Source organism: Actinoplanes sp. NPDC023714, from assembly GCF_040639855.1.
Taxonomy (GTDB): Bacteria; Actinomycetota; Actinomycetes; order Mycobacteriales; family Micromonosporaceae; genus Actinoplanes.
On sequence record NZ_JBFAAR010000011.1, the window covers coordinates 88116 to 111434 of the forward strand.

Sequence of the window (23319 nt, forward strand, 5' to 3'; positions counted from 1 at the left end):
CGGCGGTCGCTCAGCGTGCGCACTGATCAGCTGGCGCCGGTCCGGGTGCCGATCGCCTCGAGGAAGATGTCGCTGATGCGGGCCGGGTCCTCGGCGACGAAGACGCCACTGCCCTTGACCACCTTCGAGATGGTGTCGAGCTCGCCCTTGTTGACCTCGTTACCGATACCGATCAGCACGAGGCGAACCGGCTTCTTCGGGTCCTGAGCCTTCTTCAGCTTGTCCAGGAACTCGTCCTGACCGAGGCCGTCGGGGTTCTGGTTTTCGCCGTCGGTGAAGAGGATGACCGAGTTGGATCGCCCGGCCTTCCAGTTCTTCTGGACCTCCTGGTACGCCGCCAGGATGGTGTCGTAGAGACCGGTGTCGCCCGCTGGGACCGGGTTGAGCTCGCCGATCGAGGCTTCGAGCTTGGGCCGGCCGGAGGTGAGCGGCGTGATCGGCACGAGTTGCTTGTAGGGCGTGGTGCCGTCCAGGTTGGTGGAGAAGCGCCAGACGCCGACCGCCCACTTGTTGTTGAAGAGCGAGAGACCGCCGCGGGCCGCCGCCTGGGTCACCTGGGCACGGCTCGCGCCACCCGCCGTCGGCACGGCCTTGGCCATCGAGCCGGAGACGTCGAAGACCGCGAGCACCCGGCCGGGCAGCGTGGTCGCCACCCAGGAGCCGACCGCGCGGCTCAGGTCGTTGCCGCTCACCCCGGAGGCGGCCTTGCCACCGTCGGCGCCGTTCGAGGACTTCACCGCGGGCGACGCGGCGGGCGCGCCGACCGGGGCCTGGAAGGCCGCGCCGTAGGTGCCGTCCGGCGCCCGCAGGCCGACCGTCGCGAGGCTGTCCTTGAACGCCGGGCTGGAGAGCTGGGCGAGCAGGCCGTCGGCGGCGGCCGCCTTCTGCGTGTCCACCACCTGCGGCATGATCGAGTACGGGTAGTCGAGCGGCGTCGGCGCGGGCTCCATGTAGATGGCGCTGAGCTGCACCGCGGGACGCTGGGCGTTGTACGCCACCACGTCCTCCTCGGACAGCGGCGCGGCCTGCAGGCTGGTGCCGAGGTCGTTCGCGTCGGTCGACTTCGGGAACTGCTGGAGCAGCTCCTCCCGCAGCGACGAGTCGTTCTCGGAGAGCGCGGTCAGCGCCTGCGTCTTCTTGAGCAGGCCCTCCTGGCCGCTGCCGGCGATCGCGCCGATGGCGAGCAGGCTGTTGAGGCCGGCCGCGTCGCGCGTCGGGTCGACGATGCCGACCTGCAGCGTGCTGTCCGTGCCGAACTGGGACAGCAGCTGGTCCCAGCCCATCTTCTTCTCCGGCCAGCCGAAGTTCTTCGCGACCGGCTCCGGCATCGCCAGCACGATCGGGCTCTGCGCGACCGAGGAGATCTTGGTCGGTTTGAAGCCCGAGGCCTCCTGCTGGAGGCGGAGCAGCCAGGTCGAGGAGTCCGGGAGCCAGACGTCGGGCACCGTGACCGTCTCCGGCGCGGTGCCGAGGCCGGCGAGGGCCACGTCGTGCTCGCGGGAGACCGCGCCGGCGATGTCGGCTGGGTTCGCGTCGGTCACGTCGACGGCGACGCAGGTCCCGGAGACCTCCGCACCGCCGGTGATCCACTGAGAGGCGATCTGCTCGACGGCGGGCGCGATTTCGGGAGCGGCGGCCACCGACAGTCGTACGGACCCGGTACAACCGGAGTCCGCCAACTGCTGATAACCGAGCCACGTCCCCGCAATTACGACGACTATCGCCATCGCACCTCCGACGACGCCCGCTCCCTTTGCGTTGAAGTTTCTACGATGGCGGCCAGACACGCGCTCCATAGTGCTGAAGCGCGAAGCTGAATGCCATATACGTTCGGACGAAAATTACTCAGATTGGCGCTTCCCGATCTAGAAAACACCCAGAGTGACGACGCCGTTCCGGGCAGTATCAACTTGTGGCCCCGGCGTGCCGGTTTTGACCATAAAGATCACTGACATGCCCGGCTGACCGATCTCGCCTATGGCCTGATCACCGGAGGATTCCAGCGCAACAGGCAGGTGGGGGTGGGTTCGCCGGTCGGATCGCCTTGCGCTCCGGGAATTCCGGTGTCCGGGTCGATGCGGAAAACGGTCACGTTGTGTGAACGCTGATTGGCTACGTAGAGGTGATCTCCGAGCAAGATCATGTGTCGCGGCCACACTCCGCCGGTGGGCACTTCGGCGATCAACTCGGCCGACTCGCCGTCCCAGGAGAAGGCCGAGACGGTGTCCGGCCCGCGGTTCGCGACATAGACGAACCTGCCGTCCGAGCCGATCGCGATCTCGGACGGGTAGACCGGCCCGGGAAGGCGGCTCGCGTCGACGGTTCCGCCGAGCGTGAGCGCCGGGCCGCCGGCCGGGTGGTACCAGGTCACGTCGCCGGTCAGCTCGCCGGCGAGCACCAGCGTGCCGCGCGGGCCGCGGACCATGTGCCGCGGGCCGGTGCCGGGCTTCGCCTCGACCGCCGGGACCGGCGGCGCCAGGCGGCCGGAGTTCGGGTCCAGCCGGGAGCGCCACACCCGGTCCGAGCCGAGGTCGGAGATCAGCACGTCGGCGCCGTTCGGGTCGGGGAGGACCTGGTGGGCGTGCGCCGAGGACTGACGCTCCGTGTTCGGGCCGGAACCCTGGAGCTGGAGGAGGTCACTGCGCTCGGCCGGCACGCCGTCGGCGTCCAGCGGGAAGACCGTGACCGAGCCGCCGCCGTAGTTCGCGACGACGAGGTGCCGGCCGTCGCCGGTCACCGCGAGGTGGCACGGGTCGGCGCCACCGGTCTTCCGGGTGGACAGCGGGATGAGCGAGCAGTCCGGCGCCACCGAGAAGGCGGTGATCGTGCCCTCGTCGAGCTCGTTCACGGCGTACAGCACCGGCAGGGTGGGGTGCTGGGCCAGGAAGGACGGCGACGGGGTGCGCGCGGCCAGGCCGAGGCGGGTCAGGTCGCCGGTGACCGGGTCGCGGCGGAGCAGCGTGATGCCGTCGCCCTCGCCTCCCTTGTCACCGGTGTAACAGCCGACGAAGACGTATTCAGCGCTGGAACCCATGCCCCGATCCCATCACATCGGCCTTGTCTTCATGAGGCGGGCGCCGATACTGTACCGGTACAGAGAGGGCTCTGCAGGAACCGCCTCCCCTCACCGTCCGAGGGGAGGCGGTTCCGGTCCCCGGCGCTACGGTGTGGGACATGCCCAGGGTGACGCTGCAGACCATCGCCGACCGGGTGGGCGTGAGCCGGATGACGGTGTCCAACGCGTTCTCCCGGCCCGATCAGCTCTCCCGCGCGCTCCGCGAGCGGATCCTGACCGCCGCGCAGGAGCTGGGCTACGCCGGTCCCGACCCGACCGCCCGCGCCCTGGCCCGGGGCACCACCGGCGCGGTCGGGGTGCTGCTCACCGACTCGCTCCGGCACGCCTTCACCGATCAGGTGGCCGGCGTCTTCCTGGCCGCCATCGCCGAGGAGCTCGCCCCGACCGGTCTGGCGATCACGCTGCTCACCTCGTGGGGCACCGGCGACGTGGTGCCGGCCCGGGACGTCGCGATCGACGGCGCGCTGGTCTACTCCTGCGACCCCACCTCGCCGGCCGTCTCCTGGCTGCGGCGCCGCAACCTGCCGCTGGTCTACGTCGACCAGGATCCGGTGGAGGACGCGCCCAGCGTGAACATCGCGGACCGCTCCGGGGCCCGGGCCGCCGCTCAGCACCTGCTCGACCTCGGTCACCGCCGGATCGCCATCGCCACGAGCGGCGCCAATCCCCCGCACGGCATCATCGCCGACCCCGCCACGCTGGTCGAGGCGCACGCGTCCGATCAGCGGCGGCTCGGCTGGTTCGACGCCCTGGAGCCCGCGGGGGTCAAGCCCGCGTTCGTCCGTCACCCTCTGGATCAGATCGATTCCGTACGCCGGGACAGCCGTGCGATCCTGTCCCGGCCGGATCGGCCGACCGCCTTCCTGTGCTTCTCCGACACCACCGCGGTCGGCGTCCGGCAGGCGGCCGACGAGCTCGGGCTGCGCGTCCCGGAGGACCTGTCGATCGTCGGATTCGACGACGGGCCGGTCGCCGCGCAGATGCGCCCGGCGCTCACCACGGTGCGGCAGGACGTCGTGGCGAAGGGCCGGGCCGCCGCGGCCGCGCTGACCGCGGAGATCCGGCGCTTCCGGGAGGGCGGCCCGGGCGGCCCGGTCCCCCATCTGCTGCTGGCCACCGAACTGGTCGTGCGCGAGAGCAGCGGGCCGGCGCCCCGGACCCCCGTCTGACCCGGGGCGCCGATCCCGCTGAGGCTTTCTCAGCCCTTCAGCAGCTCATAGACGTCCGCCGGGGCCTTCACCGCGTCGGCCGGCGCGGACAGCGGCTTCGCCGTGCCGTACTGGTCGTAGGTGACCTGGTAGGCGGCCGACTCCGGGACCTTCACGGTCGCCTTCGCGATCCGGCCCTCGTCGTCCACCACGACGTCGAGCGGCGCGGTCTTCGCCTTCTCGCCGATCGCCTTCAGCTTCTTGTCCTCGACGATCTCCGCCTCGGTCGACTTCGTGAGGTCGGTCGTGCCGGTGTAGTGGCCGTCCGCGGTCTCCTTCAGGCCGGCGGCCGACGCCACGAGAGCGGTGACGTACCCCGGGTCGATCTCGGAGGCGGTGAACTTCATCTCGTCGATCTCGCTGCTGCCGGCCTTGGCCTGGTCGATCGACATCCACTTCTTCGGCAGCTTCGGCAGGCCCATGTCCGCGGTCGCGCCCTTGAACGCGATCTTGGTCCAGACCTTCTCCTCGACCACGAGGAACTGCATCGTCAGCGTGATCGGGGTGTCCGGGATCTTCTGCGTGATCACGGCGGTCATCGCCCTGCCCTCCGGGTCGATCACCCCGGAGAACGGGTTGAGGCCACCCTTGACCGCGTAGTGGAACGCCGGCGAGGCCGCGTCCGGCACGGCGTCGAGCAGCGTCTCGCTCACGGTCTTCGTCTTCTCGGTCTGCGACGGCGCCGGTGCTGCCTTCTCGTCGGACTTCTCCGCGGCGCACCCGGTCAGGACGACGCCGGCGACGAGAACGGTGGCGGCGAATCGGTGGTGGTTCATGGCTGTCTCCCTCTGGGCTCGGTTGCCGCTTCCGAGGTTCCGGGGCACGACTGCCGATGCGCTGCGGCTATGCTGCTGCCGGCTGCGGTTCCGCTGCCGTTCGGAAAAGTGCTGGTCAAAGGGGTGTCGCCGAGGTGACTGACAGCCTCGCTGCCGTCCCGCTGCGGTTCGAGATCCTCGGTCCGGTGCGGGCCTTCCGGGGCGCCGAGCGCGTCGATCTCGGCCCCGCCAAGCAGCGCGCCGTCCTCGCCGTCCTGCTGCTGAGCCCGGGCCGGCCGGTCCCGGTGCACCGGATCGTGGACGCGGTCTGGGGCGACGATCCGCCGGAGAACGGGCCGAACGTCGTCCAGAAATACGTGGCCGGTCTGCGCCGCGTGCTCGAGCCGGACCGCTCGCCGCGCACGCTCGGCGAACTGCTCGCGCTCACCGACGGCGGATACGTTCTGCGCGCCGCGACCCTCGACGCCGACGACTTCCACGGCCGGCTCGCCCGCGCCGACGCCGAACGCCGGGCCGGCAACCCGGCCGGGGCCGCCCGGATCGCCCGCGAGGCGCTCGACCTCTGGCACGGCGAGGCGCTCGGCGGCCTGCCCGGCCCGATCTTCGAGGCGGCCCGCAACCGGCTCGCCGAGGAACAGGCCTCCGCCTGGGAGCTGTGGGCCGAGGCCTCGGTCGGCCAGGGCGTGGACAGCGGGCTGCTGTCCGAGCTGGGCCGGCTCGTCGAGCAGTTCCCGCTCCGGGAGGGCCTGCGCGCCCAGCTCATGTTCGCGCTGCAGCGGGCCGGCCGGCAGGCCGAGGCGCTTGCCGCGTTCCGGGACGCCCGGGAGTTCTTCCTCGACCAGCTCGGCGCGGAGCCGGGCGAACGGCTGCAGGAGGCGCACCGGCGGGTCCTGCGGGACGAGGCCGTCTATGTCGAGGCGGTGGACCCGTGGGCCGGCCGGGACGTGACGCCGCAGGTCACCGTCGTACCGATGCCCGCCTTCCCACCCACCTCGCCGGCGCCCGCTCCCCCGCCCTCACCCGTCCCCTCGCCGGCGCCCTTCCCCTCGCCGTCGCCCGTTTCCTCACCGGCGCCTTTTCTTCTGGCGCCGCCGCGGCACCGGGAGGTCCGCTGGTTCGAGGTGACCGCCGCCGCCCTGCTGCCCATCGTGATCTGCACCTTCGGCAGCTGGATCTGGTTCGCCTGGGCCGCCGCGCAGCGGAGGACACGGCACGAGCTGATCGCCGCGATCGCCTACTTCGCCGCCTTCATCGGGGTCGTCGTCCTGCTCGCGATCGACCCCACCCCGGTGGACAGCCCGCAGCTGAGCCGGGCCGAGAACACCGGCCTGCTCTGCGCCGCGATCCTCTCCCTCACCGCGGCCGCGCACGGCGCGATCCTCGCCACGCACGCCGGCGACAACCGGCAGGCCCGTACCCGGAGGGATCTCGCACGTCAGTTCGCGGCGGTCGACCCGGCGGGCGCGCGGCAGGCCGGCATCGGACGGCCGGACGTGCTGCGCGCGTTCGACGACGGCGGGCTGCTCGACCTCAACCACGCGCCGCCGCAGGAGATCGCCCGGCTGCGCGGGGTCGGCCCGGCCGAGGCGCAGCGGATCGTGCACGACCGGTACGAGCGCGGGCCGTACCGGGAGCCCGCGGATCTGGTGACCCGCGGGCTGATCACGGCGCCGGTGCTGAAGCGGATCGAGCCCTATCTGATCTGCGTGCCGGTGGCCTAGCGCCTGCCCGCCGCGGTGAGCTGGCGGCGGGCCACGTACTCGACCAGCTCGATCAGCACGTTGCGGGCCGCCACCTGGTCCCGGGCGTCGAAGAGCACGACCGGCACCCCGGGGTCGAGGTCGAGCGCCCGGCTCACCGCGTCCGGCGCGAACCGCTGCTGGGTGTCGAAGCAGTTCACCGCCACGACGAACGGCGTGCCCCGCTGCTCGAAGTAGTCGATCGACGGGAAGCAGTCGGCCAGCCGGCGGGTGTCGGCGAGCACCACGGCACCGAGCGCGCCCTGCGACAGCTCGTCCCAGAGGAACCAGAACCGGTCCTGCCCGGGCGTGCCGAACAGGTACAGCTGGAGGTCCTCGGTGATCGTGATCCGGCCGAAGTCCATGGTGACCGTCGTGGTGGTCTTGCCCTCCACACCGGAGACGTCGTCGGCGCCCTCGGCCCCGGTCAGGACCTCCTCGGTCTGGAGTGGCCGGATCTCGCTGACCGACCCGACCATCGTGGTCTTCCCCGCGCCGAACCCACCGGCTATCAGGATCTTGAGCGCGACGGGGATGCGCGACGAGCCGCCGTTGCGGTCAGAGCGCACGGAGTCCATTGACAACCGCCTTGAGTACGTCGACGTCGTGCGGCTGGGTCGCCGCGGGAGGTTCGTACAGCGAGATGAGGCCCGCTGAGCGTAGATCACCGAGGAAGACCCGGACCACGCCGATGGAGAGGTCGAGTTGCGACGCCAGCTCGACCACCGAGATCGGCTCCCAGGCCGCGGCGACGATGGCGTGGTGCTCGGGTTGCAGCTGCGGACCGATGGGCAGGTCGGGCACGGTCGCCACGACGAACGCGACCAGGTCGAAGTCGCCGCCCGAGGGCGCGACCCGGCCGCCGGTCATCGCGTACGGGCGCACCACCGGTCCCGCGTCGGAATCCAGCCAGTCGTGTGTCACAAGCGGCTGCTAGAGAGAATCGGACGGCGCGAGCACCGACCGCTCCGGCGCGCTCATGATCTGTCCGACCCGGGTGACCAGCATCGCCATCTCGTAGGCGATCAGGCCCAGGTCGGCGTCGGCGGACGCGAGCACGGCGAGGCACGCGCCCTGGCCGGCCGCCGTCACGAAGAGGAAGGCCTCCTCCATCTCGACCACGGTCTGGCGTACCTGACCGGCCCGGAAGTGCCGGCTCGCACCCTTGGCCAGGCTCTGGAAACCGGCCGCCATGGCGGAGAGGTGTTCGGCGTCCTCCCGGCTCATCGCCGCGGAGGCGCCGAGCATGAGGCCGTCTGCCGAGAGCACCACGGCCTGCTCCGCGGTTGGCACCCGTTCGACCAGGTCGTCGAGGAGCCAGGTGAGGTTCGCGCTCTGCTTCGTCTGTGCCACTATGCGTCCTTCTCCAGGCTGAGGTTCTCGCCGGCACCGGGGGCGCGGTCGCCCGCCGCGCCCACGTCGGTGCCGGATGTCGCGTTGTCCCGTGCCGCCGCGACGTCCACGAGGGCCGGGAAGCTGACCGTATCGTCCGCGTGCTCCCCCTCGGCGCGGACCGCGTCCGCACGACCGCGGTTGGTGCCGAGCTGTAGAGCGCTCATGAGCGTACGGACCTGTTCCGGACTGCGTTCCGGGGCGGTCGACACGCGTTCCACCACCGGCTGGCGCAGCTGCGGGGCGAGGCTCGCCTGCCGCACCCGCTTGGGCAGGCCCTCGGTCGGGTCGTCGTCCTCCATCGTCTCCGCTGTGGAGGGTGCGCGCTGAGCCGGCACTCTGAGGTTCTCTGCCTCCGGCAGAGGCTTCGCTTCAGGCAGCGCCTTCACTTCAGGCAATGCCTTTGCTTCCGGCAGTGCCTTCGCTTCCGGCACTGCCGCGGGAGCCGAGTTCCTGGGTACGGCACGAGCGGCCGTGTCCGCCGGGATCTCGAGCCCCGGATTCGGCGTGCGGCGCACCCGCCGGCGCTGGACCAGGCCCTCGGCGCTCAGCTCGTCGGCGATCAGGCTCGGCGCCGGTCCACCCGGCTCCTCGACCGGCGACTCCGGCCCCCGATCCAGGGCGGACGGCCCGGTCAGCGCCCGCGCGTCGGCGGGCGACCGCCGGCCGGCCACCGTGACCTCCCGGAACTCCTCGCTGCCCTGCCACTGGAGCTCGGCGAGCGACTGCCGTGCCGGGTCGTCGCTGCCCGACCCGACCAGCGGGGCGTCCCATCCTCCTCCGGAAGCTCCTTTGGCCGGGCCGCCACCACCCGGCGCGGCGGGCAGCGGCGGCGCGCTCGTCACCAGGTCGCCGGGGAGCAGGATGATCGCGGTGATGCCGCCGTACGCGGACGCGCGCAGCGACACCCGGATCTGGTGCCGGGCCGCGAGCTGGGCCACCACGAAGAGGCCGAGGCGGGCGCTGTCGGTCGGGTCGAAGTCCGGCGGCTCGGCGAGCCGGCGGTTCGCCTCCTCGATCGCCTCCGGGGCCATGCCGAGACCGCGGTCCTCGATCTCGATGGCGTACCCGTTCGGCAGCACCTGGCCGACCACCTGCACCCGGGCGTGCGGCGGGGAGAACGACGCCGCGTTCTCGATCAGCTCGGCGAGCAGGTGGATCACGTCGCCGACCGCGCGGCCGTAGACCGCCGACGAGGTGATGGTCCGGATGTCGACCCGCTTGTAGTCCTCGACCTCACTGATCGCGCCGCGGACCACGTCGATGACCGGCACCGGGTTGCGCCAGCCGCGGCCGGGCGCCGCGCCGGCCAGGATGACCAGGTCCTCGGCGTGCCGCCGCATCCGGGTGGCGAGGTGGTCGACGCGGTAGAGGTCCTCCAGCTCCTGCGGCTCGGTCTCCCGGCGCTCCATCCGGTCGAGCAGCGACAGCTGGCGGTGCAGCAGGGTCTGGCTGCGCCGGGCGATGTTGAGGAAGACCTCGTTGATGCCGCGGCGCACGTTCGCCTCGTCGACGGCCGAGCGTACGGCGGTGCGCTGCACCTCGTTGAACGCGTGGCCGAGCTGGCCGATCTCGTCGGCGCCGTACTCCAGCGGCGGCGTCTCCACCTCGACGTCGACGGCCTCGCCGCGCTGGAGCCGCCGCACCACCGAGGGCAGCCGCTCGGAGGCCATCTCGAGGGCCTCGCGCCGCAGCCGGATCAGCCGGCCGACGATCGACCGTCCGAACCGGACCGAGACGAGGATGGAGAGCACGAACGCGGCCAGGCCGAGCAGGCCGGCGATGCCGAGCCAGAGCAGGACGCTCGCGGCCAGCGGCGTGGCGTCCTCGGCGACCTTGTCGACGCCGCGCAGCACGAAGTCGCTGAGCTGGGCGTTGGTCCGGTCGTACGTCGGCTGCCAGTTCTCGCCGTTGACCGGCGGCGGACCGCCCGCGTAGCTGTCGCCGATCAGCGAGTTCTGCATGATGTCGAGGTCGACGAAGGCCGGGCTGGTGACGAGCCGGGAGTAGTCGCCGCGGGACGCCTCCGGCATGTTCGCGACACCGGACCGCAGCAGGTACCGCGAGTTGCTGATGTCCTCGATCAGGATGCCGCGGTCGATCGCGTTGATGTAGCCGGCCGCGTTCGCCCCGGCCAGCATCGCGTCGACGCGGCTCAGGTGCTCCAGGCCGCGCAGCGCGTCGATGAGGCCGCGGACCTCGCGGTCGACCCGCTCGTGGAAGAAGATCGCGGCCGAGCCGGACACCTCGAACGCCGCGTCGATCACCGCGTTGAAGTCGCGCACGACCGGCAGCATGTCCTTGTTCAACCGGTCGTCGACGCGCTCGCGCATGTCCGGAAGCTCGTCGAGCAGCGCGACCATCTCGTCGACCCGGGCGCGGACCGTGTCGGTGAGGTCGGCTTCGGACACCGCGGCGCGGAACGTGCCGACGGCCTGGTCGGTGGCGGCGCGCTCCTTGTTCAGCTCGCCGGCGGACGGCTTCGGGGCGGAGACGTAGATCGCGGAGAAGTGCCGCTCGCGCTGGAGCTGGGCGATCAGCTGCAGCCCCGGGTTGCCGAGCTTGTGGACGGCGTCGCGGGCCTCGAGCAGGTTGATGGCCGGGCCGGCGGTCACCACTGTCGCGAAGACCCAGAGAGCGAGGAGCGCGACGAGCGGCACCGCGACCATCGCGGTGATCTTCGAACGGATCGACCAGTTGCGGCTTCTCATCAGGCTCCGCCCGAGGGGTTCGGTAGGAAACGATCAACGCGCCTGCCAGCGACGGAAGGCCGCCCGCGTGATGCGCTCCGGAAGAATACGTAATGACGTGCGTCTCAGCTAGCTCCCGGCTCTCCCGGAAGCTCTGCATCCGTCCCGTTTGTCCAGCCAGATCGGCGTGCGATCTTTTTTGAGAGATCGTCGGGGTTACGACAGCGCGGATGATTGGCATCCGGTATCGGGTGGGCATACCTCCGGGGGAAGAAGGAGGAAGAGATGTCCGCTCCCGTCACCATCATCCTGATCGTCGTCGTCCTACTGGTCCTGGCAGCGATCGTCTTCGGTGTCCGGGCCGCGCGACGCCGCCGTCTCCAGCAGACCTTCGGCCCCGAGTACGACCGTGTGGTCGCCGACACCGGCAACCGCACCGAGGCGGAACGGGAACTGCTCGAGCGCAAGAAGCGGCACGCCGAGCTCGAGCTGCGTCCACTGTCGCCGGAGTCGCGGTCGAAGTACGCGGCCGCCTGGGAAGAGGTCCAGATCCGTTTCGTGGACGACCCGAAGGAGGCGGTCTCCACCGCCGACAAGCTGGTCACCGCGCTGATCGCCGAGCGCGGGTACCCGACCGGCGACTACGACGAGCACCTCGCCAACCTGTCGGTCGAGCACGCCGCCACCCTCGAGCACTACCGTGCCGCCCACGAGATCAGCCGGCGCAGCGCCAGCGGCGAGGCCGAGACCGAGGACCTTCGCCAGGCCCTGGTCCACTACCGCGCGCTCTTCGCCGACCTGCTCGGCGAGAACCCGGTCCCGCAGTCGACGGCCGCGCAGGCCGCCGACGTCCGTGATGCCTCCGTCTCTGATCCGGATGCCCGTGACGCCGCGCCCACCGCACCGGCGCCGCGCACGGCCGCCGACGACACGATCGGAACCGACGCCTCGCGTCGTACCGTGACCGACACTGAGGACACCGCCACCGAACCCGGCGTCGCGCGCTCCCGCCCCGACGCCACCAGCCGCTGAGGAGCACCGACGATGCGCTTCTTCTCCAACGAGGCCAAGGACAACGTGGACGACCAGGACGCCGCGGACCAGGCCGGCAAGGCCACACCCGAGGTGCCCCAGCAGCGGGCCGGATCGCCGTGGCAGCACGGCCCGGCCGACAGCGCCGACCGCCCGGTCACGCACGAGCCCGCGCCGCAGCCGACCGCTTTCGGCGCCTCCACCGTGGGCGGGGCGGTGGCCGCCTCGGCCGCGGCCGGCCCGCACGACACCGACGGCCACAGCACCGACCGGGTCAGCGACGCCGCCTCCGGAGTGGCCGACGACCGTACCGTGGCCCTCGACCCCCGCCCCGGCGACCGCACCGACGCGCTGAACGACCGGATCGACGACCGCATCGACGACCGCGTGGACAACCGCATCGACGATCGCGTGGACGACCGTGTCGACAGCCGGATCGACGATCGCCTCGACGACCGCGTCGACAACCGGGTGGACGACCACATCGACGACCGGCCCGCCGACCCGGACCGCACCGTGCCGATCGGCGGCACCACCCCGCCCCGGCACCCGAACGACGACGAGGTGGTCGACATCGCCCTGGAGGACAAGGGCACGTTCGACGACCCCAAGGTGACCAACGAGTCCGACCGCCCCCGGATCGACGAGACGGACCACGCCAAGCACGACGAGGGCACGGTCGCCTCCGCCATCGAGGACAAGGGCACCTTCGACGACCCCAAGGTCGTCGACACGACCGATACCGATCACTCGACGACCCCCAGCCCGGTCGACGCGATCGTTCCGGCGGCGGCCACGACCGAGAGCACCATCAGCGGTCCCGCACCGTTCTTCCCGACCGCGGAGACCCAGGCGCTCAAGGAGCGCTGGCGGGATGTGCAGCTGCGCTTCGTCGACGATCCGAAGGGCGCGACCGGCGAGGCCGCGCAGCTGGTGGACGAGGCCGTCGACAAGCTGACCACGGCACTGCGCGAACAGCGGGGCTCGCTCGCGAAGGGCACCGAGGACACCGAGGCGCTGCGGGTCGAGCTCCGGGCGTACCGCGACATCCTGGACCGGCTGCTGGGCCTCTGATCAGCACACACGAAGAAGGGAGCCGGTTTTCCGGCTCCCTTCTTTCACTTCCTCGTGTACGGGGCTGCGAAGCTCGCCGGAGGACCGCCTCCACCACCCTCGTCGTCACCGGACGGCGACCCGGACGGCTCCGGCGCCTCGTCGCTGGGCTCTCCCGACGGCTCCTCGCTGGGCTCACCGCTCGGATCCTCGTCGGGGACCGGGCTCGGCGAGACGGCGGGATCGCTGGCGGAGGGGCCGGCCGACGGGCTGGGCGGCGTGGACGGCGACGGCGACGACGGCCTGGGCTTGACGACGGCCTTCGACGTACGCGCTGTGGAGGGCTTCACGGACGGGGGTTCCGACGTTTCGGCGGCCGTGGGATCGGGGAACACCCGGATCCAGTCGGCCTGGTCCGGTGTCTCGCCGGCGCCGACGCCACCGAAGTCCATGTCGGTCTCGGGGTATTGCTCGCCCACCGTCGAGGGACGCTCGTTCGGGGCGACGGTGACCGTGCCCAGCTGGGCGCCGAGCCAGAGGGCCGGACCAAGTCCGACCGCGACGATGGCTCCGAAGAGCGTCAGCGGACCCCGTTCCATGAGCGCCCTCCCCCGGTATGGAGACGATCGTCGCGCCTCGACGGCTGTGGTGCTACCCATTTCGGGTGCCGGCGAAGCGAACAATCTCCGAGGTTATTGTGACCCAAAGTGACGTAATGGTTGCTCATCCGTCGTGGATGAGACTTTTCTATTCCTCAGTACGGGCCGGGGCCTCAGCCGGTTCATCCGCTCCCCCTTCCGGGACCCGCTGAGCGGGAGCGACCGGTCGCGTACCGGCGAGGAAGCTCACCGCGTCCTCCCAGGCCTGCCACCCGCCGGGCAGCTCGTCGGTGTCGAGCGCGGGCCGCACCGTCACGTCGCTTCCACCGCGGACCCCGACGACCCACCCCTTCCGCCGCCCGGGCATGGCCGTCACCGAGGTCACATCCGCGAACGCCAGGAACCGTCCCCCGGATTCACCCTCCGGCCGGGCCGGCACCCCATCGGCGGCGATCCGCGCGAGCCGCCGCTTCGCCTCGTTCCCGTGACCCCGCGGCAGCCCCGGCACCAGCAGCAACCCCAGATCCGTGATCAACAGATCGGTACGCGCCCCGTCCGCCGTCAGGTTGATCAACCCACCGAGCACCCGGCTGCGCGCCGGCCCGCCGTCCCCGGCCCGGGCCGCGAGGTCGACACCGATCTTGTCGAGATACGCGCGCACGTCCTCCACGGTCCTCGGCTCCGCCGCCGCCCGGGCGAGTTCGGCGAGATTGAGGTAGGCGCCGTCGACCCCGACCACCTCGGCCGCCCCGGTCCAGCTGTGCCGCCACCGCACGACACCGCTGCGCAGAGCCGCCAGCGCGAGAACGAGCCCCAGCAGATCGACGATCCGCTCGGTGGTCTCCTCCTCCGACGAGCCGGGGAAGAGCGCCCGGGCCGCCTCCCGCAACCGCCCGTCAGCAGCGAGTTCGAGTACGTCAGCGGGCCCACCGACATCAGCCCCCACAGCCCGGGAGACGCTGACGAGAGCGGCCTCGGCCTCCCGCTCCATCTCCGCGGTGCGAGCGACACCAAGACACTCATCCCACCCGACGACGGTCCGCCCCCGAGCCGGGTAGGCCACCTCCTGAAGCGCCCGCCCCAACCGAGGCAGATCCTCGACAAGCTCCCCCTCATCCTCGGCAGGCCCCCTCCCCGCGGCCCCTTCCCCCGCGCGCCCGCCCTCTGCCGACCCGCTCTCCGCGCGCCCGCTCTCCGCGCGCCCGCTCTCCGCGTGCCCGCCCTCTGCCGGCCCGCCCCCTGCCGGCCCGCTCTCCGCGCGCCCGCCCTCTCCTTCCGCGGGCCTTCCCTCCGCGGGCGACAAATCCGATATTTCGGTTTTGTCACCACGCTGCGTCTCCAGTGTCTGCAACGCCGCCAGCCGCTCGGCCACCGGTGGATGGGTGTCCCAGGGACCGGCCGGCTCCGGCTCCCGCTCGCGCAACATCGCCATCTCCGCGGAGCGCGCCGCCAGCACCCGCAGCAGACCGCCGAAGACGTCGTCCGGGACGTAGCCCGCCTGCCAGCCGGGACCCACGTATTCGGCGTGGAAGAGGCGCTGCATGCCGGCCAGCACGGGCAGGTCGCGCAGGACGGTGACGACGGCCTCCACCCCGGCGTGCGAGGCCGCGAGGCGATCGGCGGCCAGTTCCTGCTCGCGACTGAACGGCCCGTCGATATACCGATAAATCCGGGCATAGGCTCGCAACGCGGCCCCGGCCGGGTTGCGCCGTGAGATCCGCGGCACGATCCGCCCCACCACGACCCGCCCCCGATGTGCCACCGGCGCCCACCGGCTCGCGAGCGGCGACCCGTGCGCCAGCTCATGGGTGACGGCGGCCCGCAACGGCGCGGCATCCCAGGCCTGCAGCAAGGGAAGTCCCAGATAGAGGTCGCGCCGCCCGCCGATCAGCCCGAGCAGCCGGGTCCGCTCCCCGATCGTCACTGTCGCGTCGGCCACCACGGTGAGGCCGTCCGGCGGCGCCACCCCGGCGACCGCGGCCGCGCCGTCGACGAGCGCCCACAGCCGCGGCGCCCGGTCGCGGGTCACCGCCACGCCGGCCGGCAGCCGGGTCCGGAGATGTAGTGCCCGCCAGGTGGCGTACCCGAGCGCGCCGAACGTGGCGATGCTCAGCGGCACCCCGGCGCGCAGCGCCAGAGTGCTCGGCAGCATCCACAGCACTGCCCAGAGAGCCAGCAGCACGAGGGCCAGTTGCGCCCCCGCGACCAGCACGAACCCGGCCAGCGCCGCCGCCGATCTCGTACCCTTGCTCAACAGCCGTCCTCCTCGAAACCGCCCCAGCCCGGGGGCTGTCTCCTGAAGGGGCCAGGACCCCCTTATGAAACAGTCCCGGGTTTCACACTCCCGCAGCGGGTTATACGTCCGCCATGGCCGACCTCGATCAGACCCTCGCCGTCGCTCTCAAGGGGTACGCGTGGCTGCCCGATCTGCGCCGTCGCGCGGAGGGCGCACCGGTCCGTACCCGCGTGATGGGGCAACGCGCCGTCGGGATCTGCGGTCCGGCGGCCGCGCAGTTCTTCTACGGCACCGGCAACCTGGAGCGGCACACCGCGCTGCCGAGCCTGGTCGTGCACACCCTGTTCGGCGCCGGCGCGGTGCACACGCTGGACGGTTCGGCTCATCGGCACCGCAAGGCGCTCTTCACCGGCCTGCTGCTCGACTCGGACGGCGCCGACACCCTGGCGAAGCTGGCCGGCGACGCGTTCGACCAGGCGGCCGAGGGGTGGCGGGGCGGCCGGGAGATCTCCCTCTTCGACGAGACGGCCCGGGTCATCGCGAAGGCGGTCACCCGGTGGACCGGCGTGCCCGAGGACGAGCGTGAGCTGACCACCCTGGCCCGGGATCTGGTCGCGATGGTCGACGGCTTCGCCACGGTGGGTCCCCGTTCGGCCCGCGCCTTCGCCGCCCGGGAGCGCCAGGAGCACCGGCTTTCAAAGATCATTGCAAGGGTACGAGGGGAAGAGCCGTCTACCGAGCCGATCTCCGTGATCGCCCACCACACCGACGACGGTGAGCTGCTCGACCCGCGTACCGCGGCTGTCGAACTGCTCAACGTCATCCGTCCGTCCACGGCGGTGGCGTGGTTCGTCGCCTTCGCGGCGCACGCGCTCGACCGCTGGCCACGGCACGCCGACCGGCTGCGCGCCGGCGACGACGAGTACACCCGGGCGTTCGTGCACGAGGTGCGCCGCTTCTACCCGTTCGCGCCGTTCCTCGGCGGCCGGGCCGCCCGCGACCTGTACTTCCAGGGCGAACCGATCCCGACCGGCACCCTCGTGCTGCTCGACGTCTACGGCCAGAACCACGACCCGGGCCTCTGGGACGACCCGTACGCCTTCCGTCCCGAACGTTTCCTGGGTCGCGAGATCGGCGACTTCGACCTGATCCCGCAGGGCGGCGGCGACCCCCGCTCCGGGCACCGCTGCCCCGGCGAGAAGATCACGATCGCCCTACTGGGAACGCTGGTCCAGCACCTCTCCCGGCTCGACTACTACCTGCCCCCGCAGGACACCACGATCGACCTCTCCCGCATCCCGGCGATCCCCCGGAGCCGCATCAAGCTGGTCCTCCCCTAGCCCGGCTCCCACCCCCGCGACCGCCCTCCCCCTCCCGCGACGCCCTCCCCCTCCCGCGACGCCCTCACACCCCCGCGACACCCTCGCCCTCCCGCGACGTCCTCCACCTCCCGCGATCTTGTTGATTCGGCCCGCTCCGTCCCTGCACAGATCATCAAGATCGCGAGGATGAGGCGTCGCAACGAGATCGCGGGAATGGGGTGCCACGGCGAGATCGCGGGAATGAGGTGTCACGACCAGTCGATCTCGGGCGATCTGTAGTAGTTGATCCCCGCCGCCTCCCACCGCGGGCCGAATGCGGCGATCCGGCCTCGGAACGACTCCCATGAGCGGGCGGACCGCGGTGACCAGGCCACCTCGGCGATCGCGGGCAGGCGGGGGAACGTCAGGTACTGGATGTCGGCCACGCTGCGCAGCGTCTCCGACCAGAGCGGCGCCTCGACCCCGAGCAGCGCCTCCTCGGCGACGCCGGGCAGCCGGTCGGCCGGGTCCCAGTCGTACGAGCGTCGCACGTCCACGTGCCCGGCCCAGTCGAGGCCGAGCTTGGAGTCGGCGTCGTACTTCATGTCGAGGTAGGTGCGGTCGGCCGGGGCCATGATGATCCGGTGCCCCTCGGCGGCGGCCCGCGCCGTGTTCTCGTCGGCCGCCTCGATCCGCCAGAACTGCACGACGGCGGCCTCCGGCAGGTCGACCGCGGCGATCTCGTGCCAGCCGATGGCCCGCTTGCCGTACTTGCCGGGCAGCGGCAGCACCCGGGACAGGAACGTCCGGTAGTCCTCGGCCGGCGTGGAGAGGCACTCGTCGCCGCCGATGTGCAGGTACGGCCCGGGCGTCACGTCGGCGACGGTCCGGATCACGTCCTCGACGAACGCGTACGTCTCCTCCTTGCCGGCCACCAGCGAGCTGTAGCCGACCTCGGCGTCGGTGCGCCGCGGGACCGGCTCGCCGTCGGCGGTGAGCGCCGGATACGCGTGGTGCACCGCGTTCACGTGCCCCGGCATGTCGATCTCCGGGACGATCGTGACGAACCGAGAGGCGGCGTACGCGACGACGTCCGCGTACTCGGCCAGGGTGAGGAACCCGGGGCCGGCCCCGTCGACGCCGGTGCCCTCGCCGCCGCTCACCGACGTGAGCAGCGGCCAGCCCGGGATCTCGAGCCGCCAGCCCTGGTCGTCGGTGAGGTGCAGGTGCAGGTGATTGATCTTGAACTGGGCGAGCAGGTCGACGTGCGCCTTGATCTCGCCGGCCGTGAAGAAGTGCCGGGCCAGGTCGAGCATGGCGCCCCGGTACTCGTACCGCGGCTCGTCCTCGATCACGCCGCCCGGCACCACCGGCGCGAGCTGCAGCAACGTCTGCACGCCCCAGAACAGGCCCTGACGCGTGCCGCCGCGCAGCCGCACCGACGTGTCGTCCACGGCGAGCGTGTAGGCCTCGGCCGCCAGCGCCGGGTCGAGCTCGAGCACGATCGCCCCACCGGGACCGATCGGGATCGTTCCATCGACCGTCTTCGCCAGCTCGCCGGCGAGGTAGGCGGCCACGCCGGAGGCTTCGGGGACCGTGCTCACCCCCGTACCCGGAATGATCGTGAACGACGCGGCCGGAACCGGCCGCACGGAGGCCGGGACGGGGATCACATCGCCGAGTTGCTTCGTCAGAGGGGGCACTCTGAAGACTCTAAACTGTTTTCCCATGGCGATCACCACGCGTCACGGCGTCCTCGGCGATGAACGGATCCTGCACGATCTGGCGGCCCGCACCTTCGGGACGGCGTGCCCTCCGGGGACCACGCAGGCCGACATCGACGCGTTCATCGCCACGAACCTCTCGGTCGACCACTTCGTGCGCTACCTCGCCGACCCGAACCGGATCATCGTGCTGGTGTCCGAAGATGATCAGCCCGTGGGGTACGCGATGCTGATCCGCGACCGGATCACCGACCCGGACGTGGCGGCCGTCGTCGACGAGGCGACGGCGATCGAGCTGAGCAAGTTCTACCTGCTCGAGGACCGGCACGGCAGCGGCCTGGCGGGGGTGCTGATGGCCGAGACGCTGTCCACCGCCGTGCGGACCGGCGCGAAGACCTGCTGGCTCGGCGTGAACCAGCAGAATGTGCGAGCCGCGAAGTTCTACGCGAAACACGGATTCGACATCATCGGGGTGAAAAGGTTCCTGGTCGGCTCCGAGTGGCATGACGACCACATCCGCCAGGTGGACCTATCCTCGCGGCATGGCTGACGTCAGGGCGGCGACCGAGGACGATGTCGCGGCGATCGTGGACATCTGCACCAGGGCCTACGACGCCACCTACCGGGATCTCCTCCCGGCCGGCTACCTGACCCGCATGCTCGCCGAGTTCTACACGCCGGAGCGGGTGTCCAAGGACCTCGCCCCGGCGCCGCCGGAATGGCTCGGCCACCAGGTCGCCGACGAGGCCGGCCGCGTCCTCGGCGTCGCCGCCGGCGGCCTCACCGCACCCGGCACGGGCGAACTCCACGTGATCTACCTCGACCCGGCCGAACGCGGCCGCGGCCTCGGCACCCTGCTGCTCGACCGGATCACCGAGCAGCTCCGCGAACTGGGCGCCACCGAGATGTGGGTGGCCGCGGTCGAGGGCAACTCGATGGCGCTGCCGTTCTATGCGGCGCGCGGCTTCACGGTCGAGGGAAGGCGCCCCGCCTACGGCTCGACAGCGGAGGAGAAGGTGTTCTCCCTGAGGTTGCGCCGCCCCCTCTGACCCGTCCCACTCGCCTCCCCCGTTCCCGATCTTGTGAATCCACACAGCAACGGGGCCGCGGGAATCAACAAGATCGGGAGGGGAGGGCCCGGCGGGCTCTCAGGGGGTCGATGAGAGGGTCTCCCGGGCTCTCATCAGGGCGAATCCGAGCAGGTTGAGGCCGCGCCAGCGGTTCGGGTCCTGGGCTCGGGGGTCGTCGGCCGCCAGCCCGATGCCCCAGACCCGATCGAGAGGGCTCGCCTCGACGAGCACGCGGTTGCGCGTCCCGAGCAGGTATTCGCGCAGGGCCGGGTCGGCGCCGAACTTGGCGACGCTCGCCTCGGTGACGATGGCGAACCGTTCCCGCTGCCAGACGTCCTCGGTGAAGCCCCGCACTCCGCGGCCGAGCTGTTTCGCCTGCGCCGGATGCCGGGCGGCGAGGATTTTCGCGGCGCTCGCGTCGTCGCCGAACAGCCGGGCCTTGCGCCACATCATGTAGTGCTCGGCCGAACCGAACGTCTCGCCGTCGGCGGTGAACCGCGCCGGCCACCACTGGCTCAGGCAGCCGGGACCGACGCCGCCATCCCGCTGAGGCTGATGTCCCCAAAAATGCAGATATTTCACTCGGCCCGGAACGGCGAGCAGGTCGGGAACGGAGAGCGGCAACGACATGATCGCTATTGAAGCACCGAAAAATGTCGTACCCCATCGATATTTTGCTCCTGCGGTTCGGCGCCACGGGGGCGCCGAACCGTCCATTCACGATGCTCGCGTCAGGGTCGCCGCCACCGCCCGCACGTGATCGCGCAACTCCGGCGGCGACTCGATGGTGAACGGCGCGCCCATCACCCCGAGCGCCATGGTCGGCCAGCCCAGGTCGTCCGCGCTCATCCGCATCCGGCAGGTCGTCCCGGAGACCTCCTCGACGCTGCCCCACTGTCCGATGAAGCCGCTGACCTGCTCGGCCGGCGCTTCGATCAGCACCGACACGTCGTACCTCGCAGGGATGCTCGCCATCCGCGACCGCAACCATCCCACCGGGTCTCCGCCCGGCAGCTCGCGCGGGCGGAAGCGCGCGCCGGTCAGCGCCGGCGCCGTCAGCCGGTCGACGCGGAAACTGCGCCAGTCGCCGCGGTCGAGGTCCCAGGCCACGAGGTACCACCGGCGGCCGAGCGAGACGAGCCGGTGCGGCTCCACGTGCCGGCGCATCTGCTCGCCGTCGCGCGGGTGGTAATCGAACCGCAGCCGCTCCTCGCCCCGGCAGGCCATCGCGATCGTGGTGAGGGTGACCGCGTCGAGGGTGGGGCCGCCGCCGAGGACGCCGGGCGCGGTGACCGCCTGGAGCGCGTCGATGCGGCGGCGCAGCCGGGGCGGGAGCAGCTGGATCACCTTGGCGAGCGCGCGCACCGACGTCTCCTCGAAGCCGGCCACCGCGCCGGCCGCGGCGCTGCGCAGCCCGACCGCGATGGCGACGGCCTCCTCGTCGTCGAGCAGCAGCGGCGGCATCGCGGCGCCGGCCTGGAGCTGGTATCCGCCGGCGACGCCGCGTGAGGCGTCCACCGGATAGCCCAGCTCGCGCAGCCGGTCGACGTCGCGGCGCAGCGTGCGCGGGCTGACTTCGAGCCGGTCGGCCAGCTCCGAGCCGGGCCAGTAACGATGGGTCTGTAGCAGCGAGAGCAGTCGCAGCATCCGTGCACTCGTGTTCGCCATGGACCAAGACTCCCTCGGATTGCGGTCAGGAAGTGGCCGCATCGAACTCTAGCGTCATCGGCATGATGATTGAGACGCGAGAGCTGACGAAGCTGTTCAAGGACGTCCGCGCGGTCGACGGCATCAACCTGACGGTGGCCCGCGGCGAGCTCGTCGCGCTGCTCGGGCCGAACGGCGCCGGCAAGTCCACCACGCTGCGCATGCTGACCACGCTGATCCCGCCGACGTCGGGCAGCGCGTCGGTCGCCGGCTTCGACGTGGTGCGCCGGCAGCGCGACGTGCGGCTGCGGATCGGATACATCGGGCAGGGCAACGGCGCCGGGCACAGCCAGCGCGGCCGGGACGAGCTGATCAGCCAGGGCCGGGCGTACGGGATGCCGGTGCGCGCCGCCCGGACGAGAGCGGCCGAGCTGATCGAGTCGCTCGGGCTCGGCGACGTGGCGGACCGGACCGTCTCCACCCTCTCCGGCGGCCAGCGCCGCCGCCTCGACATCGCGATGGGGTTGATCCACGCCCCGGAGCTGCTCTTCCTGGACGAGCCGTCGACCGGGCTCGACCCGCAGAACCGGGCGAACCTCCAGGAGCACATCCTGCGGCTGCGCGCCGAGCACGGCACGACGATCGTGATGACCACCCACTACCTCGACGAGGCCGACTCGATGGCCGAGCGGGTGATCGTGATCGACCACGGGCGGATCATCGCGGACGACTCGCCGCAGCAGCTCAAGGCGAAGCACGTGGGCGATCGGATCATCCTGGGGTTCGCATCCCCTCAGGAAGCCGCAGCGGCCGCACGAACGCTGGACGGACAAGACAAAGACGGATATGTCCGAATCAAAACCGAGGACGGCCCCCGCGAGGCACCGGCGATTCTGGACAGACTGACCGTCAAACCCACCTCGATCGAGGTCACCCGACCGACCCTCGACGACGTCTTCCTCACCCTGACCGGCCGCAGCCTCCGCGAGGACAGCAGCAGCCGCACCGACGAGCTCGTGGAGGCCTGAGAACCATGACGACCCTGGTCGGCGACACCGCCGTCGTATTCAGCCGCGAACTCCGCCCGGTCATCCGCGACCCGTTCTCGGTGATCTTCTCGATGATCCAGCCGCTGTTCTTCCTCGGCCTCTTCGCGCCGCTGCTGCCGGGCGACGAGTCCCTCCAGTGGTTCGTCCCCGGGATCATCGTGATGTCCTGCCTCTTCGGCTCCTCGATGACCGGCTCCAACCTGCTCTTCGAGATCCAGACCGGCTCGCACGAGCGGATGCTGGTCACCCCGCTGCGCCGACCGGCCCTGCTGATCGGCCGCGCGCTCAAGGAGATCGTCCCGATGATCGCGCAGGCCGTGCTCATCGTCGCGGTCTGCATCCCGTTCGGCTTCGAACTGCACCTGCCGGGCGCCCTGCTCGGCCTGCTGATCCTGGCCGGTTTCTGCGTCGGGCTCGGCGCACTCTCGTACACGTTGGCCCTTGCCTCGAAGAACAAGGAGTGGCTCTTCTGGACGGTGCAGCAGACGCTGCTCTTCCCGCTGCTGCTGCTCGCCGGGGTCCTGCTGCCGATCGACGACGGCCCGGGCTGGCTGCAGGCTCTCTCCAAGTTCAACCCCATGACGTACGTCGTGAGCGCCGAGCGTGCGCTCTTCAACGGCGACATCTGGTCCCGGGGCACCGCGGAGGGTCTGGTCGCGGCCGTGCTCGTCGCGGCTCTCGGCCTGGTCGTCGGCGTGCGGGCCATGAAGCGGTCGGACTGACCGCT

General features: G+C 71.4%; 21 protein-coding genes. 9 read left to right on the forward strand and 12 right to left on the reverse strand.

Annotation, left to right across the window (positions count from 1 at the left end; translation table 11 throughout):
- Positions 1-26 precede the first annotated feature (26 nt).
- Both AB0G10_RS35685 and AB0G10_RS35690 read right to left on the reverse strand, forming a co-directional pair.
- Positions 27-1640 carry a VWA domain-containing protein gene (locus AB0G10_RS35685; protein ID WP_360932185.1) on the reverse strand — a complete coding sequence of 538 codons (1614 nt, stop codon included), beginning with the start codon at positions 1638-1640 and terminating at the stop codon, positions 27-29.
- Between the two features lie 335 nt (positions 1641-1975).
- Positions 1976-3034: a lactonase family protein gene (locus tag AB0G10_RS35690; RefSeq protein WP_360932188.1), complete on the reverse strand. Its 1059-nt coding sequence runs from the start codon at positions 3032-3034 to the stop codon at positions 1976-1978.
- 140 nt (positions 3035-3174) lie between these two features.
- Here AB0G10_RS35690 and AB0G10_RS35695 point away from each other — a divergent pair, with 140 nt between their 5' ends.
- Positions 3175-4245, forward strand: a complete 1071-nt coding sequence (locus tag AB0G10_RS35695; protein WP_360932191.1) for a LacI family DNA-binding transcriptional regulator — start codon at positions 3175-3177, stop codon at positions 4243-4245.
- A gap of 29 nt (positions 4246-4274) precedes the next feature.
- Here the strand turns inward: AB0G10_RS35695 and AB0G10_RS35700 are convergent, their stop codons facing one another.
- Positions 4275-5060, reverse strand: coding sequence for a hypothetical protein (locus AB0G10_RS35700; RefSeq protein ID WP_360932194.1), 786 nt, complete (start codon positions 5058-5060; stop codon positions 4275-4277).
- Positions 5061-5194: 134 nt separating this feature from the next.
- Between AB0G10_RS35700 and AB0G10_RS35705 the strand changes: the two genes are divergently transcribed.
- Positions 5195-6781, forward strand: coding sequence for a BTAD domain-containing putative transcriptional regulator (locus AB0G10_RS35705; protein WP_360932197.1), 1587 nt, complete (start codon positions 5195-5197; stop codon positions 6779-6781).
- Here the strand turns inward: AB0G10_RS35705 and AB0G10_RS35710 are convergent.
- From AB0G10_RS35710 to AB0G10_RS35725, 4 genes are all read right to left on the reverse strand, one after another.
- On the reverse strand, positions 6778-7377 hold the full coding sequence (locus AB0G10_RS35710; protein ID WP_127546724.1) for an ATP/GTP-binding protein: 600 nt from the start codon (positions 7375-7377) through the stop codon (positions 6778-6780). The two genes, AB0G10_RS35705 and AB0G10_RS35710, sit on opposite strands and share 4 nt — an antisense overlap.
- On the reverse strand, positions 7358-7669 hold the full coding sequence (locus AB0G10_RS35715) for a DUF742 domain-containing protein (RefSeq protein ID WP_232050676.1): 312 nt from the start codon (positions 7667-7669) through the stop codon (positions 7358-7360). Before AB0G10_RS35715 ends, AB0G10_RS35710 begins: the two co-directional genes overlap by 20 nt.
- A 63-nt stretch (positions 7670-7732) precedes the next feature.
- Positions 7733-8155, reverse strand: coding sequence for a roadblock/LC7 domain-containing protein (locus tag AB0G10_RS35720; RefSeq protein WP_360932786.1), 423 nt, complete (start codon positions 8153-8155; stop codon positions 7733-7735).
- Positions 8152-10902 (reverse strand): nitrate- and nitrite sensing domain-containing protein, encoded by a 2751-nt coding sequence (locus tag AB0G10_RS35725; protein WP_360932201.1) that lies wholly within the window; start codon positions 10900-10902, stop codon positions 8152-8154. The genes AB0G10_RS35720 and AB0G10_RS35725 overlap by 4 nt, the downstream gene beginning before the upstream one ends.
- Before the next feature lie 264 nt (positions 10903-11166).
- Between AB0G10_RS35725 and AB0G10_RS35730 the strand changes: the two genes are divergently transcribed.
- Complete coding sequence (locus AB0G10_RS35730; RefSeq protein WP_360932204.1) at positions 11167-11913, forward strand: hypothetical protein; 747 nt, start codon at positions 11167-11169, stop codon at positions 11911-11913.
- Between the two features lie 12 nt (positions 11914-11925).
- Complete coding sequence (locus tag AB0G10_RS35735) at positions 11926-12987, forward strand: hypothetical protein (protein ID WP_360932207.1); 1062 nt, start codon at positions 11926-11928, stop codon at positions 12985-12987.
- A gap of 44 nt (positions 12988-13031) precedes the next feature.
- Here AB0G10_RS35735 and AB0G10_RS35740 read toward each other — a convergent pair whose 3' ends face one another.
- Both AB0G10_RS35740 and AB0G10_RS35745 read right to left on the reverse strand, forming a co-directional pair.
- Positions 13032-13565: a hypothetical protein gene (locus tag AB0G10_RS35740; RefSeq protein ID WP_360932210.1), complete on the reverse strand. Its 534-nt coding sequence runs from the start codon at positions 13563-13565 to the stop codon at positions 13032-13034.
- A gap of 148 nt (positions 13566-13713) precedes the next feature.
- On the reverse strand, positions 13714-15819 hold the full coding sequence (locus AB0G10_RS35745) for a M48 family metallopeptidase (RefSeq protein WP_360932213.1): 2106 nt from the start codon (positions 15817-15819) through the stop codon (positions 13714-13716).
- 113 nt (positions 15820-15932) lie between these two features.
- Between AB0G10_RS35745 and AB0G10_RS35750 the strand changes: the two genes are divergently transcribed.
- Positions 15933-17141 carry a cytochrome P450 gene (locus AB0G10_RS35750; RefSeq protein ID WP_360932216.1) on the forward strand — a complete coding sequence of 403 codons (1209 nt, stop codon included), beginning with the start codon at positions 15933-15935 and terminating at the stop codon, positions 17139-17141.
- A 230-nt stretch (positions 17142-17371) separates the two neighbouring features.
- Here AB0G10_RS35750 and AB0G10_RS35755 read toward each other — a convergent pair whose 3' ends face one another.
- Positions 17372-18805 (reverse strand): family 20 glycosylhydrolase, encoded by a 1434-nt coding sequence (locus tag AB0G10_RS35755; RefSeq protein WP_360932219.1) that lies wholly within the window; start codon positions 18803-18805, stop codon positions 17372-17374.
- A 25-nt stretch (positions 18806-18830) separates the two neighbouring features.
- On the opposite strand from AB0G10_RS35755, the gene AB0G10_RS35760 reads away from it, so the two are divergent.
- Both AB0G10_RS35760 and AB0G10_RS35765 read left to right on the forward strand, forming a co-directional pair.
- The gene (locus tag AB0G10_RS35760; protein WP_360932222.1) at positions 18831-19376 is read left to right on the forward strand and encodes a GNAT family N-acetyltransferase; all 546 of its coding nucleotides are present in this window, start codon (positions 18831-18833) and stop codon (positions 19374-19376) included.
- Positions 19369-19875 carry a GNAT family N-acetyltransferase gene (locus tag AB0G10_RS35765; RefSeq protein ID WP_360932226.1) on the forward strand — a complete coding sequence of 169 codons (507 nt, stop codon included), beginning with the start codon at positions 19369-19371 and terminating at the stop codon, positions 19873-19875. The genes AB0G10_RS35760 and AB0G10_RS35765 overlap by 8 nt, the downstream gene beginning before the upstream one ends.
- 99 nt (positions 19876-19974) lie before the next feature.
- Here AB0G10_RS35765 and AB0G10_RS35770 read toward each other — a convergent pair whose 3' ends face one another.
- The gene (locus AB0G10_RS35770) at positions 19975-20526 is read right to left on the reverse strand and encodes an NADAR family protein (protein WP_360932229.1); all 552 of its coding nucleotides are present in this window, start codon (positions 20524-20526) and stop codon (positions 19975-19977) included.
- An 87-nt stretch (positions 20527-20613) separates the two neighbouring features.
- Positions 20614-21564, reverse strand: a complete 951-nt coding sequence (locus tag AB0G10_RS35775) for a YafY family protein (protein ID WP_360932232.1) — start codon at positions 21562-21564, stop codon at positions 20614-20616.
- A gap of 65 nt (positions 21565-21629) precedes the next feature.
- Here AB0G10_RS35775 and AB0G10_RS35780 point away from each other — a divergent pair, with 65 nt between their 5' ends.
- Both AB0G10_RS35780 and AB0G10_RS35785 read left to right on the forward strand, forming a co-directional pair.
- Positions 21630-22571, forward strand: coding sequence for an ATP-binding cassette domain-containing protein (locus tag AB0G10_RS35780; protein ID WP_360932789.1), 942 nt, complete (start codon positions 21630-21632; stop codon positions 22569-22571).
- A 5-nt stretch (positions 22572-22576) separates the two neighbouring features.
- Positions 22577-23314 (forward strand): ABC transporter permease, encoded by a 738-nt coding sequence (locus AB0G10_RS35785; protein ID WP_360932235.1) that lies wholly within the window; start codon positions 22577-22579, stop codon positions 23312-23314.
- Positions 23315-23319: the final 5 nt, after the last annotated feature.